The 17,963-nt window shown below is 72.4% G+C and carries 15 protein-coding genes; 9 read left to right on the forward strand and 6 right to left on the reverse strand.

The genetic code is table 11. From position 1 onward, the window contains the following. Positions 1–104 precede the first annotated feature (104 nt). From scy to M5362_RS14660, 6 genes are all read left to right on the forward strand, one after another. Positions 105–4,385, forward strand: a complete 4,281-nt coding sequence (gene scy, locus M5362_RS14635) for a polarized growth protein Scy (protein ID WP_260227934.1) — start codon at positions 105–107, stop codon at positions 4,383–4,385. A gap of 114 nt (positions 4,386–4,499) precedes the next feature. Then, on the forward strand, positions 4,500–5,438 hold the full coding sequence (locus M5362_RS14640; RefSeq protein WP_260227935.1) for a cellulose-binding protein: 939 nt from the start codon (positions 4,500–4,502) through the stop codon (positions 5,436–5,438). Between the two features lie 100 nt (positions 5,439–5,538). Further along, positions 5,539–6,504 carry an ABC transporter ATP-binding protein gene (locus M5362_RS14645; RefSeq protein ID WP_260227936.1) on the forward strand — a complete coding sequence of 322 codons (966 nt, stop codon included), beginning with the start codon at positions 5,539–5,541 and terminating at the stop codon, positions 6,502–6,504. 3 nt (positions 6,505–6,507) lie between these two features. Beyond that, complete coding sequence (locus tag M5362_RS14650; RefSeq protein WP_260227937.1) at positions 6,508–7,287, forward strand: ABC transporter permease; 780 nt, start codon at positions 6,508–6,510, stop codon at positions 7,285–7,287. A 123-nt stretch (positions 7,288–7,410) separates the two neighbouring features. Next, positions 7,411–8,499 (forward strand): ABC transporter ATP-binding protein, encoded by a 1,089-nt coding sequence (locus tag M5362_RS14655; RefSeq protein WP_260227938.1) that lies wholly within the window; start codon positions 7,411–7,413, stop codon positions 8,497–8,499. After that, the gene (locus M5362_RS14660; RefSeq protein WP_260227939.1) at positions 8,496–9,332 is read left to right on the forward strand and encodes an ABC transporter permease subunit; all 837 of its coding nucleotides are present in this window, start codon (positions 8,496–8,498) and stop codon (positions 9,330–9,332) included. Before M5362_RS14655 ends, M5362_RS14660 begins: the two co-directional genes overlap by 4 nt. Positions 9,333–9,357: 25 nt before the next feature. Here the strand turns inward: M5362_RS14660 and M5362_RS14665 are convergent, their stop codons facing one another. Further along, complete coding sequence (locus M5362_RS14665) at positions 9,358–9,684, reverse strand: ATP/GTP-binding protein (RefSeq protein WP_260227940.1); 327 nt, start codon at positions 9,682–9,684, stop codon at positions 9,358–9,360. A 198-nt stretch (positions 9,685–9,882) separates the two neighbouring features. On the opposite strand from M5362_RS14665, the gene M5362_RS14670 reads away from it, so the two are divergent. Beyond that, on the forward strand, positions 9,883–10,917 hold the full coding sequence (locus M5362_RS14670) for an LLM class flavin-dependent oxidoreductase (protein WP_260227941.1): 1,035 nt from the start codon (positions 9,883–9,885) through the stop codon (positions 10,915–10,917). A gap of 100 nt (positions 10,918–11,017) precedes the next feature. Here the strand turns inward: M5362_RS14670 and M5362_RS14675 are convergent, their stop codons facing one another. Beyond that, complete coding sequence (locus M5362_RS14675; protein WP_017236120.1) at positions 11,018–11,410, reverse strand: SCO5389 family protein; 393 nt, start codon at positions 11,408–11,410, stop codon at positions 11,018–11,020. Positions 11,411–11,638: 228 nt separating this feature from the next. Between M5362_RS14675 and nucS the strand changes: the two genes are divergently transcribed. Then, positions 11,639–12,310, forward strand: a complete 672-nt coding sequence (gene nucS / locus M5362_RS14680) for an endonuclease NucS (RefSeq protein ID WP_260227942.1) — start codon at positions 11,639–11,641, stop codon at positions 12,308–12,310. 61 nt (positions 12,311–12,371) lie between these two features. Here nucS and M5362_RS14685 read toward each other — a convergent pair whose 3' ends face one another. The 3 genes from M5362_RS14685 to M5362_RS14695 form a co-directional block, all read right to left on the reverse strand. After that, positions 12,372–14,924 (reverse strand): ATP-binding protein, encoded by a 2,553-nt coding sequence (locus tag M5362_RS14685; RefSeq protein WP_260227943.1) that lies wholly within the window; start codon positions 14,922–14,924, stop codon positions 12,372–12,374. Positions 14,925–15,205: 281 nt separating this feature from the next. Further along, entirely contained in the window at positions 15,206–15,529 is a 324-nt protein-coding gene (locus M5362_RS14690) for an STAS domain-containing protein (protein WP_024761898.1), read from the reverse strand. 126 nt (positions 15,530–15,655) lie between these two features. Continuing rightward, a complete protein-coding gene (locus M5362_RS14695; protein ID WP_260227944.1) occupies positions 15,656–16,504 on the reverse strand; it encodes a 3-hydroxyacyl-CoA dehydrogenase family protein in 849 nt (282 codons plus the stop codon). 260 nt (positions 16,505–16,764) lie between these two features. Here M5362_RS14695 and M5362_RS14700 point away from each other — a divergent pair, with 260 nt between their 5' ends. Further along, entirely contained in the window at positions 16,765–17,337 is a 573-nt protein-coding gene (locus tag M5362_RS14700; protein WP_260227945.1) for a cob(I)yrinic acid a,c-diamide adenosyltransferase, read from the forward strand. On the opposite strand, the gene M5362_RS14705 is transcribed toward M5362_RS14700, so the two are convergent. Further along, positions 17,257–17,910 (reverse strand): hypothetical protein, encoded by a 654-nt coding sequence (locus tag M5362_RS14705; protein ID WP_260227946.1) that lies wholly within the window; start codon positions 17,908–17,910, stop codon positions 17,257–17,259. The genes M5362_RS14700 and M5362_RS14705 overlap by 81 nt on opposite strands. Positions 17,911–17,963: the final 53 nt, after the last annotated feature.

Raw genomic sequence — 17,963 nt, forward strand, 5'->3', positions numbered from 1 at the left:
CGTCGAAGTCGGGGTATCCGATCTGCCACGATTCCCGGGGGGCCGTTCTCCGGGGAACGGTGCTCGTTGGAGTGTTGCGACCAGGGGACGGATGGGACCGCGCAGTGCGGGGCTACGAACGCCAGGAGAGCCACCGAGCTGAAGACGACCATCTTTCGCGGTTCGAAGCCGAGATGGACCGGCTGAAGACCGAGCGGGAGAAGGCCGTCCAGCACGCCGAGGACCTCGGTTACCAGGTCGAGGTGTTGCGCGCCAAGCTCCACGAGGCGCGTCGCACCATCGCGTCCCGCCCCGCGTACGACAGCGCGGACATCGGCTACCAGGCCGAACAGATGCTGCGCAACGCGCAGATCCAGGCCGACCAGCTGCGCCAGGACGCCGAGCGCGAGCTGCGCGACGCCCGGGCCCAGACCCAGCGCATCCTCCAGGAGCACGCCGAGCACCAGGCGCGGCTCCAGGCCGAGCTGCACGCCGAGGCCGTCCAGCGCCGGCAGCGCCTGGACCAGGAGCTGGCGGAGCGCCGCCAGACCGTCGAGGCGCACGTCAACGAGAACGTCGCCTGGGCCGAGCAGCTGCGCGCCCGTACGGAGTCCCAGGCCCGTCGCCTGCTGGAGGAGTCCCGCGCCGAGGCCGAGCAGTCGCTCGCCGGCGCCCGCGCCGAGGCCACCCGGCTCGCCGAGGAGACCCGTCAGCGGGTCGGCTCGGAGGCGGAGGCGGCCCGAGCCGAGGCCGAAGCGATTCTGCTGCGCGCCCGCAAGGACGCCGAGCGGCTTCTGAACGCCGCGTCCACGCAGGCGCAGGAGGCCACCAGCCACGCCGAGCAGCTGCGCTCCTCCACCAGCGCCGAGACCGAGCAGGCCCGACAGCAGGCCACCGAGCTGTCCCGCGCCGCCGAGCAGCGGATGCAGGAGGCCGAGGTCCGGCTGCGCGAGGCCCGCGCGGAGGCCGAGAAGGCGCTCTCCGAGGCCAAGGAGGCGGCCGCCAGGCAGCTGTCCTCCGCGGAGTCCGTCAACGAGCAGCGCACCCGTACCGCGAAGGCGGAGATCGCCCGGCTCGTCGCCGAGGCGACGAAGGAGGCCGAGACCCTCAAGGGTGAGGCCGAGGAGAAGCTGCGGGAGGCCTCCGCGGAGGCCGAGAAGCTGGTCTCGGAGGCCTCCGACAAGGCCCGTACGGTCGCGGCCGAGGACTCGGCCGCCGCCCTGGCCAAGGCCGCCCGTACCGCCGAGGAGGTCCTCACCAAGGCGTCCGAGGACGCCCAGGAGACCACCCGCAAGGCCTCCGAGGAGGCCGAGCGCATCCGCCGCGAGGCGGAGGCGGAGGCCGACCGGCTGCGCAACCAGGCCGAGGAGCAGGCCGGCGAGCTGCTCGGCTCGGCGAAGGACGACACCAAGGAGTACCGCGCCAAGACGGTCGAGCTGCAGGAGGAGGCGCGCAGGCTGCGCGGCGAGGCGGAGCAGCTGCGGGCCGAGGCGATCGCCGAGGGCGAGAAGATCCGGGGCGAGGCCCGGCGCGAGGCCGTCCAGCAGATCGAGGAGGCGGCCAGGACCGCCGAGGAGCTGCTGACCAAGGCCCGTACCGACGGCGACGAGCTGCGCGCGCACGCGGGCGCCGAGGGCGAGCGGGTCCGCTCGGAGGCCATGGAGCGCGCCCAGACGCTGCGCACCCAGGCCGAGGAGACGCTGGAGCGCACCCGCGCCGAGGCCGAGCGGATGCGGGCCGAGGCCGAGGAGCAGGCCGAGTCGGTGAAGGAGGCGGCCGAGCGGACCGCCGCCGAGCTGCGCGAGGACGCCGAGCGCGCGGCCCGGGCCCGGCACGCGGAGGCGGCCGAGGAGCTGACCCGCCTGCACACCGAGGCGGAGACCCGGGTCGAGACCGCCGAGCAGGCGCTGACCGACGCCCGGGCCGAGAGCGAGCGGCTCCGGCGCGAGGCCGCCGAGGAGACCGAGCGGCTGCGCACGGAGGCCGCCGAGCGGATCCGTACGCTCCAGGCGCAGGCCGAGCAGGAGGCCGAGCGGCTGCGGACGGAGGCGGCGTCGGACGCGTCCACGTCGCGCGCCGAGGCGGAGGCCGCGGCCGTACGGCTGCGGACGGAGGCGTCGACGGAGGCCGAGCGGCTGAAGTCGGAGGCCCAGGAGACCGCCGACCGGGTGCGCGCCGAGGCCGGGGCCGCCGCCGAGCGGGTGGCCGCCGAGGCCGCCGAGGCGCTGGCCGCCGCGCAGGAGGAGGCCAACCGGCGCCGCCGGGAGGCCGAGGAGACGCTGGAGTCGGCCCGTTCCGAGGCGGGGCGCGAGCGCGAGCACGCCCGTCAGCAGTCCGAGGAGCTGCTCGCCTCCGCCCGCAAGCGGGTGGAGGAGGCGCAGACCGAGGCGCAGCGCCTGGTCGAGGAGGCGGACCGGCGGGCCACGGAGATGGTGTCCGCGGCCGAGCAGACCGCCAAGGAGGTACGGGACTCCGTCGCCGGGCTCCAGGAGCAGGCCGAGGAGGAGATCGCCGGGCTGCGGAGCGCGGCCGAGCACTCCGCGGAGCGCACCCGGAGCGAGGCGCAGGAGGAGGCGGACCGCGTCCGCGCCGACGCGTACGAGGAGCGGGAGCGGGCCGCGGAGGACGCGAGCCGGGTCCGGGCGCGCGCCCAGGAGGAGACCGAGGCCGCGAAGTCGCTCGCCGAGCGGACGGTCGCGGACGCGATCGCCGAGTCGGAGAAGCTGCGCACGGACACGGCCGAGTACGCCCAGCGGGTACGGACGGAGGCGTCGGACGCGCTGGCGTCGGCCGAGCAGGACGCGGCCCGTACCCGTGCGGACGCCCGTGAGGACGCCAACCGGATCCGTTCCGAGGCGGCGGCGGAGTCCGAGCGGCTGACGAACGAGGCCGAGGAGCTGGTCGCGCTCGCCCGCACGGAGGGCGAGCAGATCCTCGACGAGGCGCGCAAGGCCGCCGACAAGCGGCGCACCGACGCCGCCGAGCAGGCGGACACCCTCATCACGGAGGCGACCGGCGAGGCCGAGCGGCTCACCGCCGAGGCGGAGGCGCTGCGGGCCGAGGCCGCGCAGCTGAAGACGGACGGCGAGGCGCACGCCCAGGCGCTGCGGGTCGCCGCGCTGGCCGACGGCGAGCAGATCCTCGACGAGGCCCGCAAGGCCGCCGACAAGCGGCGCACCGACGCCGCCGGGCAGGCCGACGCGATCACCGCGGAGGCGGTGGCTCTCCTGGAGTCGACCGAGCAGGACGCGCTGCGGCTGCGGGCCGAGGCCGAGCAGGTCAAGGAGGAGGGCGAGGCGCAGGCCGAGGCGTTGCGGGCCGCCGCGCGCGCGGACGGCGAGCAGATCCTCGACGAGGCCCGCAAGGCCGCCGACAAGCGGCGCGCCGACGCCGCCGAGCAGGCGGACACGCTCATCACCGAGGCCAGGAGCGAGGCCGAGCGGATCACGGCCGAGGCGGCCGACGAGGCGGAGCGGCTGCGGGCCGAGGGTGCCGAGAACGTGGGGCAGGCCCAGCAGGCCGCCGAGCGGATCCGGGCCGAGGCCGAGCGGGTCAAGGAGGCCGCCGAGGCCGCGGCGGAGCAGATGCGTTCCGAGGCGCGCGAGGAGGCCGACCGTACGCTCGACGAGGCGCGCGAGGCCGGTGCCAAGCGCCGTTCGGACGCCGCCGAGCAGGCCGACCAGCTGATGGCGAAGGCCCAGGAGGAGGCGCTGCGCGCGACCACCGAGGCCGAGTCGCAGGCGGACACGATGGTCGGCGCGGCCCGTCAGGAGGCCGAGCGGATCACGGCCGAGGCGACGGTCGAGGGCAACTCGCTGGTGGAGAAGGCCCGTACGGACGCGGACGAGCTCCTGGTGGGCGCGCGCAGCGACGCGACGGCCATAAGGGAGCGGGCGGACGAGCTGCGCGCCCGGATCGAGGGCGAGATCGAGGAGCTGCACGAGCGGGCGCGGCGCGAGACGGCCGAGCAGATGAAGACGGCCGGCGAGCGTGTCGACAAGCTGGTGAAGGCCGCCGAGGAGCAGCGGGCCGAGGCCGAGGCGAAGGCCAAGGAGATGGTCTCCGACGCGAGTTCGGAGGCGAGCAAGGTCCGGATCGCCGCGGTGCGCAAGGCCGAGGCGCTGCTGAAGGAGGCCGAGCAGAAGAAGGCCTCGCTGGTCGCGGAGGCGGAGAAGGTCAAGGGGGAGGCCGAGCGCGAGGCCGAGGAGATGATCTCCGAGGGCAAGCGCGAGCTCGATGTGCTGGTGCGCCGGCGCGAGGACATCAATGCCGAGATCTCCCGTGTCCAGGACGTCCTCGAAGCGTTGGAGTCTTTCGAGGCGCCGAACGCGGGGACGAAGGATGGGGTCAAGGCAGGTGTTCCAGCGGGGGCGACCCGTTCGAGTGGCAAGTCCTCTGACGGCTAGCCACTCAAAAGGCTGGACATTCTCCAGATCAAACGGGCATCCGCTCGATGACACGCCGCTTCGGCCCCTAGGATTCCCCCTAACACCTCACCGGTCTCATTCGACAGGAACCCCATGAGCGACACTTCCTCCCCCTTCGGCTTCGAGCTCGTGCGGCGTGGTTACGACCGCGGTCAGGTGGACGACCGCATTACCAAGCTCGTCGCCGACCGTGACAGTGCTCTGGCCCGAATCACCTCTCTGGAAAAGCGCATCGAGGAACTCCACCTCGAGACGCAGAACGCCCAGGCCCAGGTCACCGACGCCGAGCCGTCGTACGCCGGGCTCGGTGCGCGCGTCGAGAAGATCCTCCGCCTCGCCGAGGAGGAGGCGAAGGACCTGCGCGAGGAGGCCCGTCGCGCCGCCGAGCAGCACCGCGAGCTGGCCGAGTCGGCCGCCCAGCAGGTGCGCAACGACGCCGAGTCGTTCGCCTCGGAGCGCAAGGCGAAGGCCGAGGACGAGGGCGTTCGGATCGTCGAGAAGGCGCAGGGTGAGGCCAACTCGCTGCGTGCCGAGGCCCAGAAGGACGCGCAGTCCAAGCGCGAGGAGGCGGACGCCCTCTTCGAGGAGACCCGCGCCAAGGCCGCCCAGGCCGCCGCGGACTTCGAGACGAACCTGGCGAAGCGCCGGGAGCAGTCGGAGCGCGACCTGGCCTCGCGTCAGGCCAAGGCCGAGAAGCGCCTCGCCGAGATCGAGCACCGCGCCGAGCAGCTCCGCCTGGAGGCCGAGAAGCTGCGTACGGACGCGGAGCGCCGGGCCCGCCAGACGGTGGAGACGGCGCAGCGTCAGGCCGAGGACATCGTGGCCGACGCGAACGCCAAGGCCGACCGGATCCGCTCGGAATCGGAGCGCGAGCTGGCGGCGCTGACGAACCGCCGCGACTCGATCAACGCCCAGCTGACCAACGTCCGCGAGATGCTGGCGACGCTGACCGGTGCCGCCGTGGCGGCCGCCGGTTCCCCGATCGACGACGAGCCGGCCACCCGTGGTGTCCCGGCCCAGCAGACCCGCTGATCCGTCCGGTACCGCGGTCCCGGTAACCGGAACGCGAACACCCACAAAACCCTCCGTCATTCCGGTGGCGGAGGGTTTTTCGCGCCCGTAGCGTGGTCGCATGATCGAGCTCGAGGCGCTGACGAAACGGTTCGGAACGAAGACGGCGGTCGACCATCTCTCCTTCCAGGTACGGCCCGGCGTGGTGACCGGCTTCCTGGGACCCAACGGCGCGGGCAAGTCGACGACGATGCGCATGATGCTCGATCTGGACAACCCGACCAGCGGTACGGTCCGGATCGACGGCAGGCACTACCGCGAGCTCCAGGAGCCGTTGAAGTACATCGGCGCGCTCCTGGACGCCAAGGCGATGCACGGCGGCCGGACCGCGTACAACAATCTGCTCTGCCTCGCGCAGTCGAACCGCATCCCGGAGCAGCGGGTCGGCGAGGTCCTCGACCTGGTCGGGCTGACCGCGGTCGCGCGGAAGAAGTCGAAGGGCTTCTCCCTCGGTATGGGCCAGCGGCTGGGAATCGCGTCGGCGCTGCTCGGCGATCCCGAGATCCTGATGTTCGACGAACCCGTCAATGGTCTGGACCCCGAGGGAATTCACTGGATCCGCAATCTGATGAAGGCGCTCGCCGCAGAGGGCCGGACGATCTTCGTTTCCAGCCATCTGATGAGTGAAATGGCTCTGACGGCGGATCATCTGATCGTGATCGGGCAGGGAAAGCTGCTGGCCGACACGTCGATGGCGGATTTCATCCATGAGAATTCGCGGAGCTATGTACGGCTGCGCTCGCCGCAGCAGGAGACGCTGCGCGACGTCCTCCACGCGAACGGCTACACGGCCGTCGAGGCGGGCAACGGCACGCTGGAGGTGGACGGCGCCACGACCGAGAAGCTCGGTGAGCTGGCGGCCGGGCACGGGCTCGTCCTGCACGAGCTGAGCTCCCAGCGCGCCTCCCTGGAGGAGGCGTTCATGCAGATGACCGCCGGCGCGGTGGAGTACCACGCACACGGCACGGACGTACACGGGGCGGACGCGCCCGGACCCCGCTGGGGCGACACCACCAAGGGAGCCTGAACGATGGCAGCGGTATCGGCGGTCCTCCAGTCGGAGTGGACCAAGATCCGGACGGTCTCGTCGACGGTCTGGACCCTGGCGAGCGCGCTCCTGGTGACGGTGGCGATGAGCGCGGCGCTGTGCGCCCTCCTGAAGTCGACGTTCTCCGATCTCTCGGAGGCCGAGCAGGCGACCTTCGACCCGACCTTCGTCAGCTTCTCCGGGATGGTGCTCGGTCAGCTGGCGATGGTGGTCTTCGGCGTCCTCGTGGTCGGCACGGAGTACAGCTCGGGCATGATCCGCACGTCCCTGGCGGCGGTCCCGCAGCGGGCGACGTTCCTCTTCTCCAAGATCGCGGTGGCCGGGGTGCTCGCCCTGGTGGTGGGCCTGGCGACCAGCTTCCTGTCGTTCTTCCTCGGGCAGGCGCTGCTGGGCGAGCACCGCACCTCGCTGGGCGCGGACAACGTCCTGCGGGCCGTCGTCGGCGGCGGGCTCTACATGGGGCTGATCGCGCTCTTCTCGATGGGTGTGGCGGCGATGCTGCGCTCCTCGATGCTCTCGCTCGGCATCCTGGTGCCGTTCTTCTTCCTGGTCTCGCAGATCCTCTCCGCGGTCCCGAAGGCCAAGGAGGTGGCGCTCTACTTCCCCGACCAGGCCGGATCCAAGATCATGCAGGTCGTCCCGGACGCCATGAACACCGAGGAGGCGCCGTACGGCCCCTGGGGCGGGCTGGGGATCATGCTGATCTGGGTGGCCGCGGCGCTGCTCGGCGGCTATCTGGTGCTGAAGAAGCGCGACGCGTAGCGCGTACATGACGATCCGGGCTTCGCCGGAACCGTCAATGGCTGGATAAGCTCCTAGCTCATACGGGGGTTCCGGCCGAGCGGCCACGACCCCGACGACCTGAACTGTCGATGGGGCTGGAGAATGATCGAGGCAGTCGGCCTGACGAAGCGCTACGGCGCCAAGACGGCCGTGTACAACCTTTCCTTCCAAGTGCGGCCGGGCACCGTCACCGGCTTCCTCGGTCCCAACGGTTCCGGCAAGTCGACGACGATGCGCATGATCCTGGGGCTCGACCGGCCGACGTCCGGGCATGTCACGATCGGCGGTCATCCGTTCCGGCAGCTGCCGAACGCGCCCCGCCAGGTGGGCGCGCTGCTCGACGCGAAGGCCGTCCACGGCGGACGGAGCGCGCGCAGCCATCTCCTGTCGCTCGCCCAGCTCGCCGGGATCCCGGCGCAGCGGGTCGACGAGGTCCTCGGCGTCGTCGGCCTCCAGGACGTCGCCAAGCGGCGCTCCAAGGGCTTCTCGCTGGGCATGGGGCAGCGGCTGGGCATCGCCGCCGCGCTGCTCGGGGACCCGCAGGTGCTGCTCTTCGACGAGCCGGTCAACGGCCTCGACCCGGAGGGCATCCTCTGGGTCCGGAACCTGATGAAGAAGCTGGCCTCCGAGGGCCGGACGGTCTTCGTCTCCAGCCACCTCATGAGCGAGATGGCGCTGACCGCGGACCACCTGATCGTGATCGGCCGCGGGCAGCTGCTCGCGGACATGAGCGTCAAGGACTTCATCTCGGCGAACTCCGCGGACTTCGCCCGGGTGCGGACGCCGCAGACCGAGCCGCAGCAGCGGGAGAAGCTGACGGCCGCGCTCACCGAGGCCGGCGGCCAGGTGATGTCCGAGCCGGACGGGGCGCTGCGCGTGACCGGTCTGGCGCTGCCGCGGATCAGCGACCTGGCGCACGACGCGGACGTACGGCTCTGGGAGCTGTCCCCGCACCAGGCCTCGCTGGAGGAGGCGTACATGCGGATGACGCAGGGCGCCGTGGACTACCGCTCCACCGAGGACCAGCTGGCGCACCTCCAGCAGCCGATGCCGCCCCACCTCCAGCCGCAGCCCGCCGCCGCCGTGGTGCCCGACGTGCCGCAGCAGGGCTGGTACGCCCCGCCGCCGCCCGGGCAGAACCCTTACGCCACGCCGAGCGCGCCCGCCAAGAACGCCGAGGATGCCCAGTGACCGCCCCCGCCCCTCACCACGCCCCCGCCCCCTACTCGTACGTCTCCCCCATCCCGGTGCGCCGGGCGCACCTCGGGGACGCGCTCGCCTCGGAGTGGACGAAGATCCGTTCCGTGCGCTCCACGATGTGGACGCTCGGCGTGATGGTGCTGCTGATGCTGGTCGTCGGTCTCGGGGTCGCCGCGATCGTGTCCAACGCCGAGGTACCGACCGACGGCGAGTCTGCGCTCGGCCTCGGCTTCTTCGGTGTGCTGCTCGGTTCGATCTGTGTGATCACGCTCGGCGTGCTGACCATCGCCTCGGAGTACGGCACCGGCATGATCCGCACCACGCTGACCGCCTGCCCGAGCCGCGGCCGGGTGCTGACGGCCAAGGCGATCGTCTTCTTCCTGCTGGTCTTCACGATCACCACGGTCACGGCGGCGGTGGTCGCCATGGCGCAGGTGGCGATCGTGAACGCCGGAGCCGAGCCCACCGGAGCCGAGTGGCTGCGGGCGACGGTCGGCGTCGGTCTGTTCCTGGCGCTGCTCGGCCTGTTCTCGCTCGCGATCGGCGCGATCATCCGGCACTCGGCGGGCGCGATCACGATCATGATCGGCGTCCTTCTGCTGCCGCTGGTCGCCGCCATGTTCATGTTCTCGGAGTCGCTGGCCTCGGTGCAGGAGTGGCTGCTGGACTACGCGATTCCGAGCCAGCTCATCGCGCTGTACTCGGGGCGGGCCACGAACGGCGCGACCGGGCCCGCGGGCTGGGAGCCGGTGTGGATCCTGCTGGGCATCACGGCGGCGGCGATGGCCGGCGCGTACGCCCTGCTGCACAAGCGGGACGTCTGACCGACGGGACGTCCGGACGCCGGGCTCAGTACTTCGGCGCGTTACGGGACCGCTGCACCCGCGTGGTGCGGCGGTCCTTCGCGTTCCAGCAGGCCTTGTGCCAGTGGCGGCGGTCGTCCACTCCCCCGTACTCCGGCCACGCCACCACGTGCGGCGCGCCCCCGGGGATCTCCTGGTCGCAGCCGGGGCAGCGGTAGCGCTTGCCGGGTGAGCTCGCGCCGGCCACGTGCCGGACGAGCCACTCCTCGCCCTGCCAGCTCTCGCTGCGCTGCGAACCGCCGTACCGGTCGCCCGAATCGCCCGAACGGTCCGGATTCTCGCCGCCATGGGGGCGGTTGCGACGGGGGGACACGTATTCACCTCACGGGGCCGGGTACACGGAACGTTCCGTCCAGCGTACGGGCCGCCACGGAGTCACCCTTCCACCCTCCGAGCCGAATCAGCGGAAAATCGCAAGAACTTCATGAGAGGCCGTTGCCTTTGGCACGTGTCAGACGTTGTTGCCAGTACGAGGGGGAGAACCGCGTCGGCCGCAAGGAGGCAGAAGGCGATGCGCGTGGGTACGTTTGTTCTGGCCGCCCAGTTCCCGGGCCAGGGCCAGGGCGAGGCGCTGCACCGGGCGGTGCGGACCGCCGAGGTCGCCGAGGAGTCGGGGCTCGACTCCGTCTGGCTGGCCGAGCACCACTTCGTTCCGTACGGCGTCTGCCCGTCGGCCGTGACCCTGGCGGCGCTGCTCCTGGGACGGACGCGCCGGATCCGGGTCGGCACGGCGGTGAGCGTGCTGCCGACGGTCCATCCGGTCGCCCTGGGCGAGCAGGCCGCGCTGCTCCATCTCACGTCCGGCGGGCGGTTCACGCTCGGCGTCGGCAGAGGCGGGCCCTGGGTCGACCTGGAGGTCTTCGGCGCGGGCCTGCGGGCGTACGAACAGGGGTTCCCCGAATCGCTCGACCTGCTGCTGCGCTGGTTGACCGGGTCCCGGGTGTCGGCCGAGGGAGAACGATTCGCCTTCCGCGAGGTGGACGTCGTCCCGCGCCCCGGCGAGCTCATCGGCGGGGACGCGGCGCCCGAGGTGGTCGTCGCCTGCACCTCCCCCACGAGCGTCGAGCTGGCCGCCAGGCGCGGGCTGCCGATGCTGCTCGGGATGCACTGCGGCGACGCGGAGAAGGCCGACATGGTCGCCGCGTGGGAACGTTTCTCCCGGGACGCGGGCCGCACCCCCGACGAGATCGCGCGGATCGGCGCCGGCCATGTCTCGGCGGGCGTCGCCCAGATCGCGGACGATCCGCGGGACGCGGCCGAGTCGTTGGTGAAGGCGATGCCCGGCTGGCTGAAGCAGGGGCTCGACGCCCATGTGACCGTGGACGGCCGGCACCGCGCGATGCGGGACCCCGTCGCGTACACGGAGCTGCTGTGCGGGCTGCACCCCGTGGGCACCCCACGGATCGCGGCGGACCGGCTGGCGGCGACCGCGGAGCGTACGGGCATCACGCGCTTCGCCCTGCTCGCCGAGGGCACGGGCGATCTCGCGGCCACCGAGGAGAACGTACGGCGCCTCGGGGGCGAGGTACTCCCCCTGCTGGTCTGAGTCCATGGGCCACGTGCGGTGTGCGGGTCTGCGACGCTGCCGCTCCGGCATCTCTCGCATCGTTCGCGTCTCCCGCGATGCGGAGCGGCAGCACCGTGCCTCAGCAGTCGCGCAGCTCCGGCGACTGGTTGAGCAGCTGACCCCGTACGGAGGTGAAGCGGGCGAGCCGCTCGTCGACCGCGGGGTCGAGGGGGAACACCGCCACACGGTGGCAGTTCTGGAAGGCCAGACGCACCCCGAAGTGCCGCTGCAGCGCACCACGGATGGCGTCACTCGCGAGTGCACGCAACAGCTGACCACGTGCCTGCTCGTTCGGCGGCGGCGTCTGGTTGTCGGCGAACTCGCCGCCGTCGACCTTCAGCTGAGCCACCAGAGAACTGATCATCTCCCATGCGTAGGGCAGGGAGGTCCGGACGCAGTCGACGAAGTCGGCTTCGTCGACCTCGCCTCGCTCGGCCTGTTCCAACAGCGCCGGTGAGACGTCGAGCGACATGGGTTCTCCTCTCGCGACCCCGACGGACGGGGTCTTACGGGCAGGGATGAAGGCCCCCCGTACGACACGCAGCGTGTACGGACGGCGACCTCCTGCTTCCACGGTAAGCGTGCTGTCCGGAGCGCACCAGGAGAATGGGAGCACAACCGGCCAATAAGTGACCGTCGTCCAGCGGGCGTTAAGAGCCGAATCGCGCGGAAGAGCGTGTGTCTTGTAGCGTTGCCGACCATGCGTCTCGTCATCGCCCGCTGCTCCGTGGACTACGCCGGCCGGCTCACCGCCCACCTGCCCTCCGCTCCCCGTCTGATCCTGGTCAAGGCAGACGGCAGCGTCTCCATCCACGCGGACGACCGGGCGTACAAACCGCTCAACTGGATGTCGCCGCCGTGCACCCTCAAGGAGGGTGTCGACGGGGAGGCCGGCATCTGGACGGTGGTGAACAAAGCGGGCGAGAAATTGATCATCACGATGGAGGAGATCCTCCACGACTCCTCGCACGAACTGGGCGTGGACCCGGGGCTCATCAAGGACGGCGTGGAAGCGCACCTCCAGGAGCTGCTGGCGGACCGCATCGAGACGCTCGGCGAGGGCCACACCCTGATCCGCCGCGAGTACCCGACCGCGATCGGTCCGGTGGACATCCTGTGCCGGGACGCCGACGGGGCGACGGTCGCGGTGGAGATCAAGCGGCGCGGCGAGATCGACGGCGTGGAGCAGCTGACGCGCTATCTGGAGCTGCTGAACCGCGACCCGCACCTCGCCCCGGTGAAGGGCGTGTTCGCGGCCCAGGAGATCAAGCCGCAGGCGCGGGTGCTCGCGACGGACCGCGGCATCGACTGCGTGGTGCTCGACTACAACGCGATGCGCGGCATCGAGGACGACAAGCTGCGGCTGTTCTGACCCTTCCCTCTGTACACGTACGGCCCCGGGTGCGGTGATCGCACCCGGGGCCGTCGCGGTGTCAGGCCGGTGTGCCGGTCGGGCCGGCGGAGTCGCCCGAGGCGGTGTTGCTGGGGCTGCCCTGACCCTGGGTGGTCGTCGGCGGCTCCACGGGGGGTGTCGTCGGCGGCGTGGTGGGGGGCGTCGTCGGCGGCGTGGTGGACGGCGTCGGCGGCGTGGTGGACGGCGTCGGCTTGGGCGAGGTCGTCCTCGTCGGGCTCGTCGTCGGCCTCGGAGACGTCGGCGGCGGGGTCCCCTGCGTCGGCGTCGCGCTCGGCGTACCGGACGGCCGGGTGGACGGGGTGCCCGAGGTGCCAGGGGTGCCCGAGCTCGCCGAGCCGGACGGCGTGGGCGAGGCGCTGTCCGAGGGGCGGCCCGTCTCGCCGTCGGCCGGCGGCTCCTCCGCGTCGAGGATCTCGTCGCCGCTGTCCTCGGTGGCCGTACGGTCGGAGGTGACCCGGCCGGTGCCGGGGTCGTCGGCGTCGCCCGAGGTGGCGCCGATGGTGACGACGGTGCCGAGCACGGCCACCAGGAGCGCTCCCGTACCGACCGCGACGAGGTTGCGGCGGGCCCCGGCGATGACGGCGAAGGGGCCGCCCCGCTTCGTACCGCTCTCGCCCGGGTGCGTGTCCGGGCGGGTGATCAGCGTCGGGCCCTCGTCGGCGAAGTCGGGGAAGGCCGGGATCGGCGAGGTCGGGGCGGTGGCGGCGGGGCGGGGGGCGGCCGGGGCGAGGGCCTTGGGGATGCCGCGCGGCGGGGAGACGGACTCCTCGTGGCGCGCGGCGGGCGGCTCGTCGTCGCCGTGCAGCGGCCCGCCGCTGCGGTCGGCGACCAGGGCGAGCGCCCGGCGGCCGGCGACCGTGCCGCGCTTGTCGGCGAGCACGCCGCGCATGCCGACGGACGCCTCCAGTTCGGCGCGGGCCCGCTCCAGGTTTCCGGCGCAGAGCGCGAGGACGCCCAACTCGTGGTGGAAGTACGCCTCTTCGGCGACCTCGCCGGCCAGCCGGGCGGCCTCCTGGCCGGCGCGCAGCACCCGCTCCCAGGCGCCCCAGTGCAGCCCGGCGGCGAAGGCGGGGGCCGCGCTGCGGGCGAGCAGGACGGCGGTGGCGGGGTGTTCGGGGTCCGAGCCGGGGACGAGCGCGGCCAGGGCGGCGAGTACGGCGTCGGCCTCGGCGACCGCTCGGGCGGGGGTGACGGACGGGTGTCCGGCCCACCAGGCGTAGTGCTGGGCGACGGTGTGGGCGCGGCCGGAGGCGTCCTCGTCGTAGCCGTGGGCGACGAGCTGGGTGAGGATCCCGGCGGCGAGCCGGTAGCGGGTGCCGACCGGGGTGAGCAGTCCGCAGGCCATGAGCTCGCCGAGGGCGGCGTCCGCGTGGGTGTCGCCGACGAGGGCGGGGAGGTGGGCCTGGTGCGGCATCTCGCCGCCGAGCGCGACCGCGAACCGCAGGGTGTCCTGGGCCGAACGGCTGAGCCGGGAGGCGAGGAGGGCGGCGGGAGCCGCGCCCTCGCCGAGGCTGGGCAGCGGTATCTCGCGCAGCTCGACGTCGGCCGGGTCCGCCGGGTCCGGGGGTGTCACCGCGGCCGGGCCGAAGGCGTCGTCGACGGCTCCGAAGGCGTCGAACTCCGCGGGGACGGTGTCCTCCTGGGCTCCGAACGCGTCGAACTCGGCCGGGGTGACCCGGAGCCGGTCGCGCTGCCGGAGGAGGGCGCCGGCCTGGACGAAGCGCAGCGGCAGGCCCTCGGACTCGAACCAGAGGTCGCCTGCCCAGTTCGCCTCGTCGTCGGTGAGCGGCCGGTCGACGGCGCGCTCCAGGAGGTCGAGGGAGGCGGCGCGGCCGAGGCCGGTGAGCGGAACCTCTTCGAGGTGGGCGTCGGCCGAGGGGGCCGGGACGTCGGGGGTGGCGGCGAGCAGGAAGGCGCATTCGGGCGCCGCGGCGAGGAGCTCGTCGAGCGTCGTGCCGCCGAACTCCAGGTCGTCGACGACGACGACGGCGCCGATGTCGTGGACCAGTGCGAGCAGGGCCGGGCGGTCCGGGCGGTGGTCGGGGGCGTGCTGGACGGCGGTGAGGAGTTCGTACAGCAGCTCGGTGGGGGCCCGGTGGTGGCCGGAGAGGCGTACGACACCGTCGGGCGCGAGGTCGGCGCAGTCGTCGGCGACGGCGTCGAGGAGGGCGGTGCGGCCGGAGCCGGCGGGGCCGGTGACCCGGACGGAGCGGCCGCGGGCGAGGAGCTGGACGAGCCGCTCGTGCTCCTCCTGGCGTTCGAGCAGCGGAAGCCGGGGGGCGGCGGGGCCGGGCGGTACGGGCGGGGTGGCCGCGCGGGCCGCCTCGGCGCGCTCCTGGGCGGTGCGGCGGCGCGACGGCGCGGGCTGCTCCCCGGGCGGGCAGGTCTCGATCTCGCTGCCGTCGACGGGGTTGACGGTGAGCAGCAGGTCGCCCGCGACGACGCGGGCGGTGCGGACGCGGGCGGGCGTGGCCGGTCCGCGTTCGGACGCGGGGCCGCCGCGTCCGTCCCGGACGTCGTCGCCGTCGGTGTCGTGGCCGTAGTCTTCCGGCCCCCGGTTCATCGGGTCCATGGTAAAAGCCCCCCAAAAGCGGTGCGTGCGGAAGCCCCTCCGGCCGATCTGCACGCTCGCTGTCGCTTCTGGTCCGGTGCCCGCCGGGTGGGTCCGTCAATGGGCGGGCGACCGAACCCTAGACCTTCTTGGAGTATCCCGGAACAGTCGGGGTGCTGACCCGACCAAGACGTCATGGTCCGTCGAGGATTGGGGCGGGACGCCGGTTTCGCACAGCAGCTTCACAACCGCCGGGCGCCGGTGCCCGCCCCCGCTCGCGCGGGGCCGGTCCTCGCCGAGGGTCAGACGCGCGGCAGGGACTCCGCGGCGAGGCCGCCCTCGATGGCGAGGATGCGGTGCAGCCGGGTCGCCACGAGCAGGCGCTGCATCTGGGGCGGCACACCGCGCAGGACGAGCCGCCGCCCGCAGCGGCCGGCCCGGCGGTGCGCGCCCATGATGACCCCGAGGCCGGTCGCGTCCCAGGAGTCGAGACCGGTCAGGTCGAGCACGAGGTCGCCGACGCCGTCGTCGACGGCCGAGTGCAGGACCGTACGGGCGTCCGCCGCGCTCCGGACGTCGAGGCGGCCCCCGACGACCAGCTCGACATGGTCGCCCCTGATGTGCATATGCGCTCCCCGGGAGTGCTCCGTCTTTGCATCAACTGACTGTCGTTGGCGCAGAAGCGTTGCGCCTTGTAAGCGAACTGATACCGAATTCACCCCATGGGGTGATAGCCGATCGGCTTCCGGAAATCAGTGCTCGTAGAAGCCCTGCCCGCTCTTGCGGCCGATGTCACCGGCGTCCACCATCCGGCGCATCAGCTCCGGCGGTGCGAACTTCTCGTCCTGGGACTCCGTGTAGATGTTGCTCGTGGCGTTCACCAGGATGTCGATGCCGGTGAGGTCCGCGGTGGCGAGGGGGCCCATGGCGTGGCCGAAGCCCAGCTTGCAGGCGATGTCGATGTCCTCGGCGGTGGCGACGCCCGACTCGTAGAGCTTGGCGGCCTCGACGACCAGCGCGGAGATGAGGCGGGTCGTGACGAAGCCCGCCACGTCGCGGTTGACGACGATGCAGGTCTTGCCGACCGACTCGGCGAACTCCCGCGCGGCGGCGAGGGTGGCGTCGCTGGTCTTGTAGCCGCGGACGAGCTCGCAGAGCTGCATCATCGGGACCGGCGAGAAGAAGTGGGTGCCGACGACGGCCTCAGGTCGCTCCGTCACCGCGGCGATCTTGGTGATCGGGATGGCGGAGGTGTTGGAGGCGAGGACCGCGCCGTCCTTGGCGACCTTGTCGAGGGAGCGGAAGATCTCGTGCTTGACCTCGAGCTTCTCGAAGACGGCCTCGACGACGATGTCGGCGTCGGCGACGGCTTCGAGCTCGGTGGTGGCGGTGATCCGGCCGAGGGCGGCCTCGGCGTCGGCGGCGTCCAGCTTGCCCTTGGCGACGAAACGGTCGTACGACGCCTTGATGCCATCGGTGCCGCGGGTCAGTGCGGCGTCGGTGACGTCGCGCAGGACGACGTCCCAGCCCGCCTGGGCAGAGACCTGCGCGATTCCGGACCCCATGAGTCCGGCTCCGATGACGGCGAGCTTCCTGGCCACGTCTTCCACCCCTCAACACCTGTTCACTTCTGACTCTCCGGCGGAGATTAGCGGGCGTGAGGCGTGATGTGACCGTGAAGTAATGCGCGTCACGCCCGGTTTGACGGACGTCACACTCACGACAGGCCGGCTACGCCCGCACGGCGTACGCCGACGGGGGCGGCGATGGTGGCGTACACGCCGAAGAGCTCCTGGTGGCCGCGCCGTGACGGTCGGCACACGGACGTTCCGGAAGGCCGGAGCGTAACTACGCTGGGCTCATGGTCAATCTGACGCGCATCTACACCCGTACCGGCGACCAGGGCACCACCGCACTGGGCGACATGAGCCGGACCGCCAAGACCGATCTGCGGATCTCGGCGTACGCCGACACCAACGAGGCCAATGCCGTCATCGGTACGGCCATCGCCCTCGGCCAGCTCGACGAGGAGGTCGTGAAGGTCCTCGTCCGCGTCCAGAACGACCTGTTCGACGTGGGCGCGGACCTCTGCACCCCGGTGGTCGAGGACCCGAAGTACCCGCCGCTGCGGGTCGAGCAGTCGTACATCGACAAGCTGGAGGCGGACTGCGACCGCTTCCTGGAGGAGCTGGAGAAGCTGCGCTCCTTCATCCTCCCGGGCGGCACGCCCGGTGCGGCCCTGCTGCACCAGGCGTGCACGGTGGTCCGCCGGGCGGAGCGCTCCACGTGGGCGGCGCTGGAGGCCCACGCGGAGTCGATGAACCCCCTGACGGCGGCCTACCTCAACCGCCTCTCAGACCTGCTCTTCATTCTGGCGAGGACGGCGAACAAGGCCGTCGGGGACGTGCTCTGGGTCCCGGGCGGAGAGCGCTGACGCGCGGTCGGCGCCGTCGGAGGTCTCGGTCGTTTCGGGGGCCGGGGCCTTCTTCGGCCAGATCGCGTAGCTGAGCGCGATCAGGCCGTGGATGCCCGCCGCCCGCCAGGCGACGGTGATCCAGCCCCGCAGGGACTCCGTGTTCCCGTCGTCGCCCACGTACCAGATCGCGAGCAGCAGCAGTCCGGACGCGACGGCCGCCGCCGTCAGCGAGCCCAGCCAGACCCTGCCCTCGTGGCGGGCGCGCGCCATGCCGTAGGCCGGCGGCTTCGCGGGCGGCGGCGCGCCGCCGAAGCGGTGGGCGGCATGGCCGTCGAGCCACTTCACCGTGCGGTGGCCGTGGCCGACGGTGTAGCCGATGTACACCGCCGCGAGGCCGTGCCGCCAGCTCGGTTCCGCCCCGTTCTTGAGGTCGATCGCCGTGACGACGAGCAGCAGGACCTCCAGGAGCGGCTCGCACAGCAGCAGCGCGAGACCCGTCCGAGGCATCTTCAGCAGATAGCGGGCGGCGAGACCGGCGGCCAGCAGCACCCAGAATCCGACTTCGCAGATCACGATCAGCAGGACGATCACGGCGGTACTCCCCTCTCGGTTCCCCTCCAGCCTCCCGTGGCGTTCCGCCCGGA

Origin of the sequence: Streptomyces sp. Je 1-79 (genome assembly GCF_025195125.1) — a bacterium.
In the GTDB taxonomy this organism is placed as follows: Bacteria; Actinomycetota; Actinomycetes; order Streptomycetales; family Streptomycetaceae; genus Streptomyces.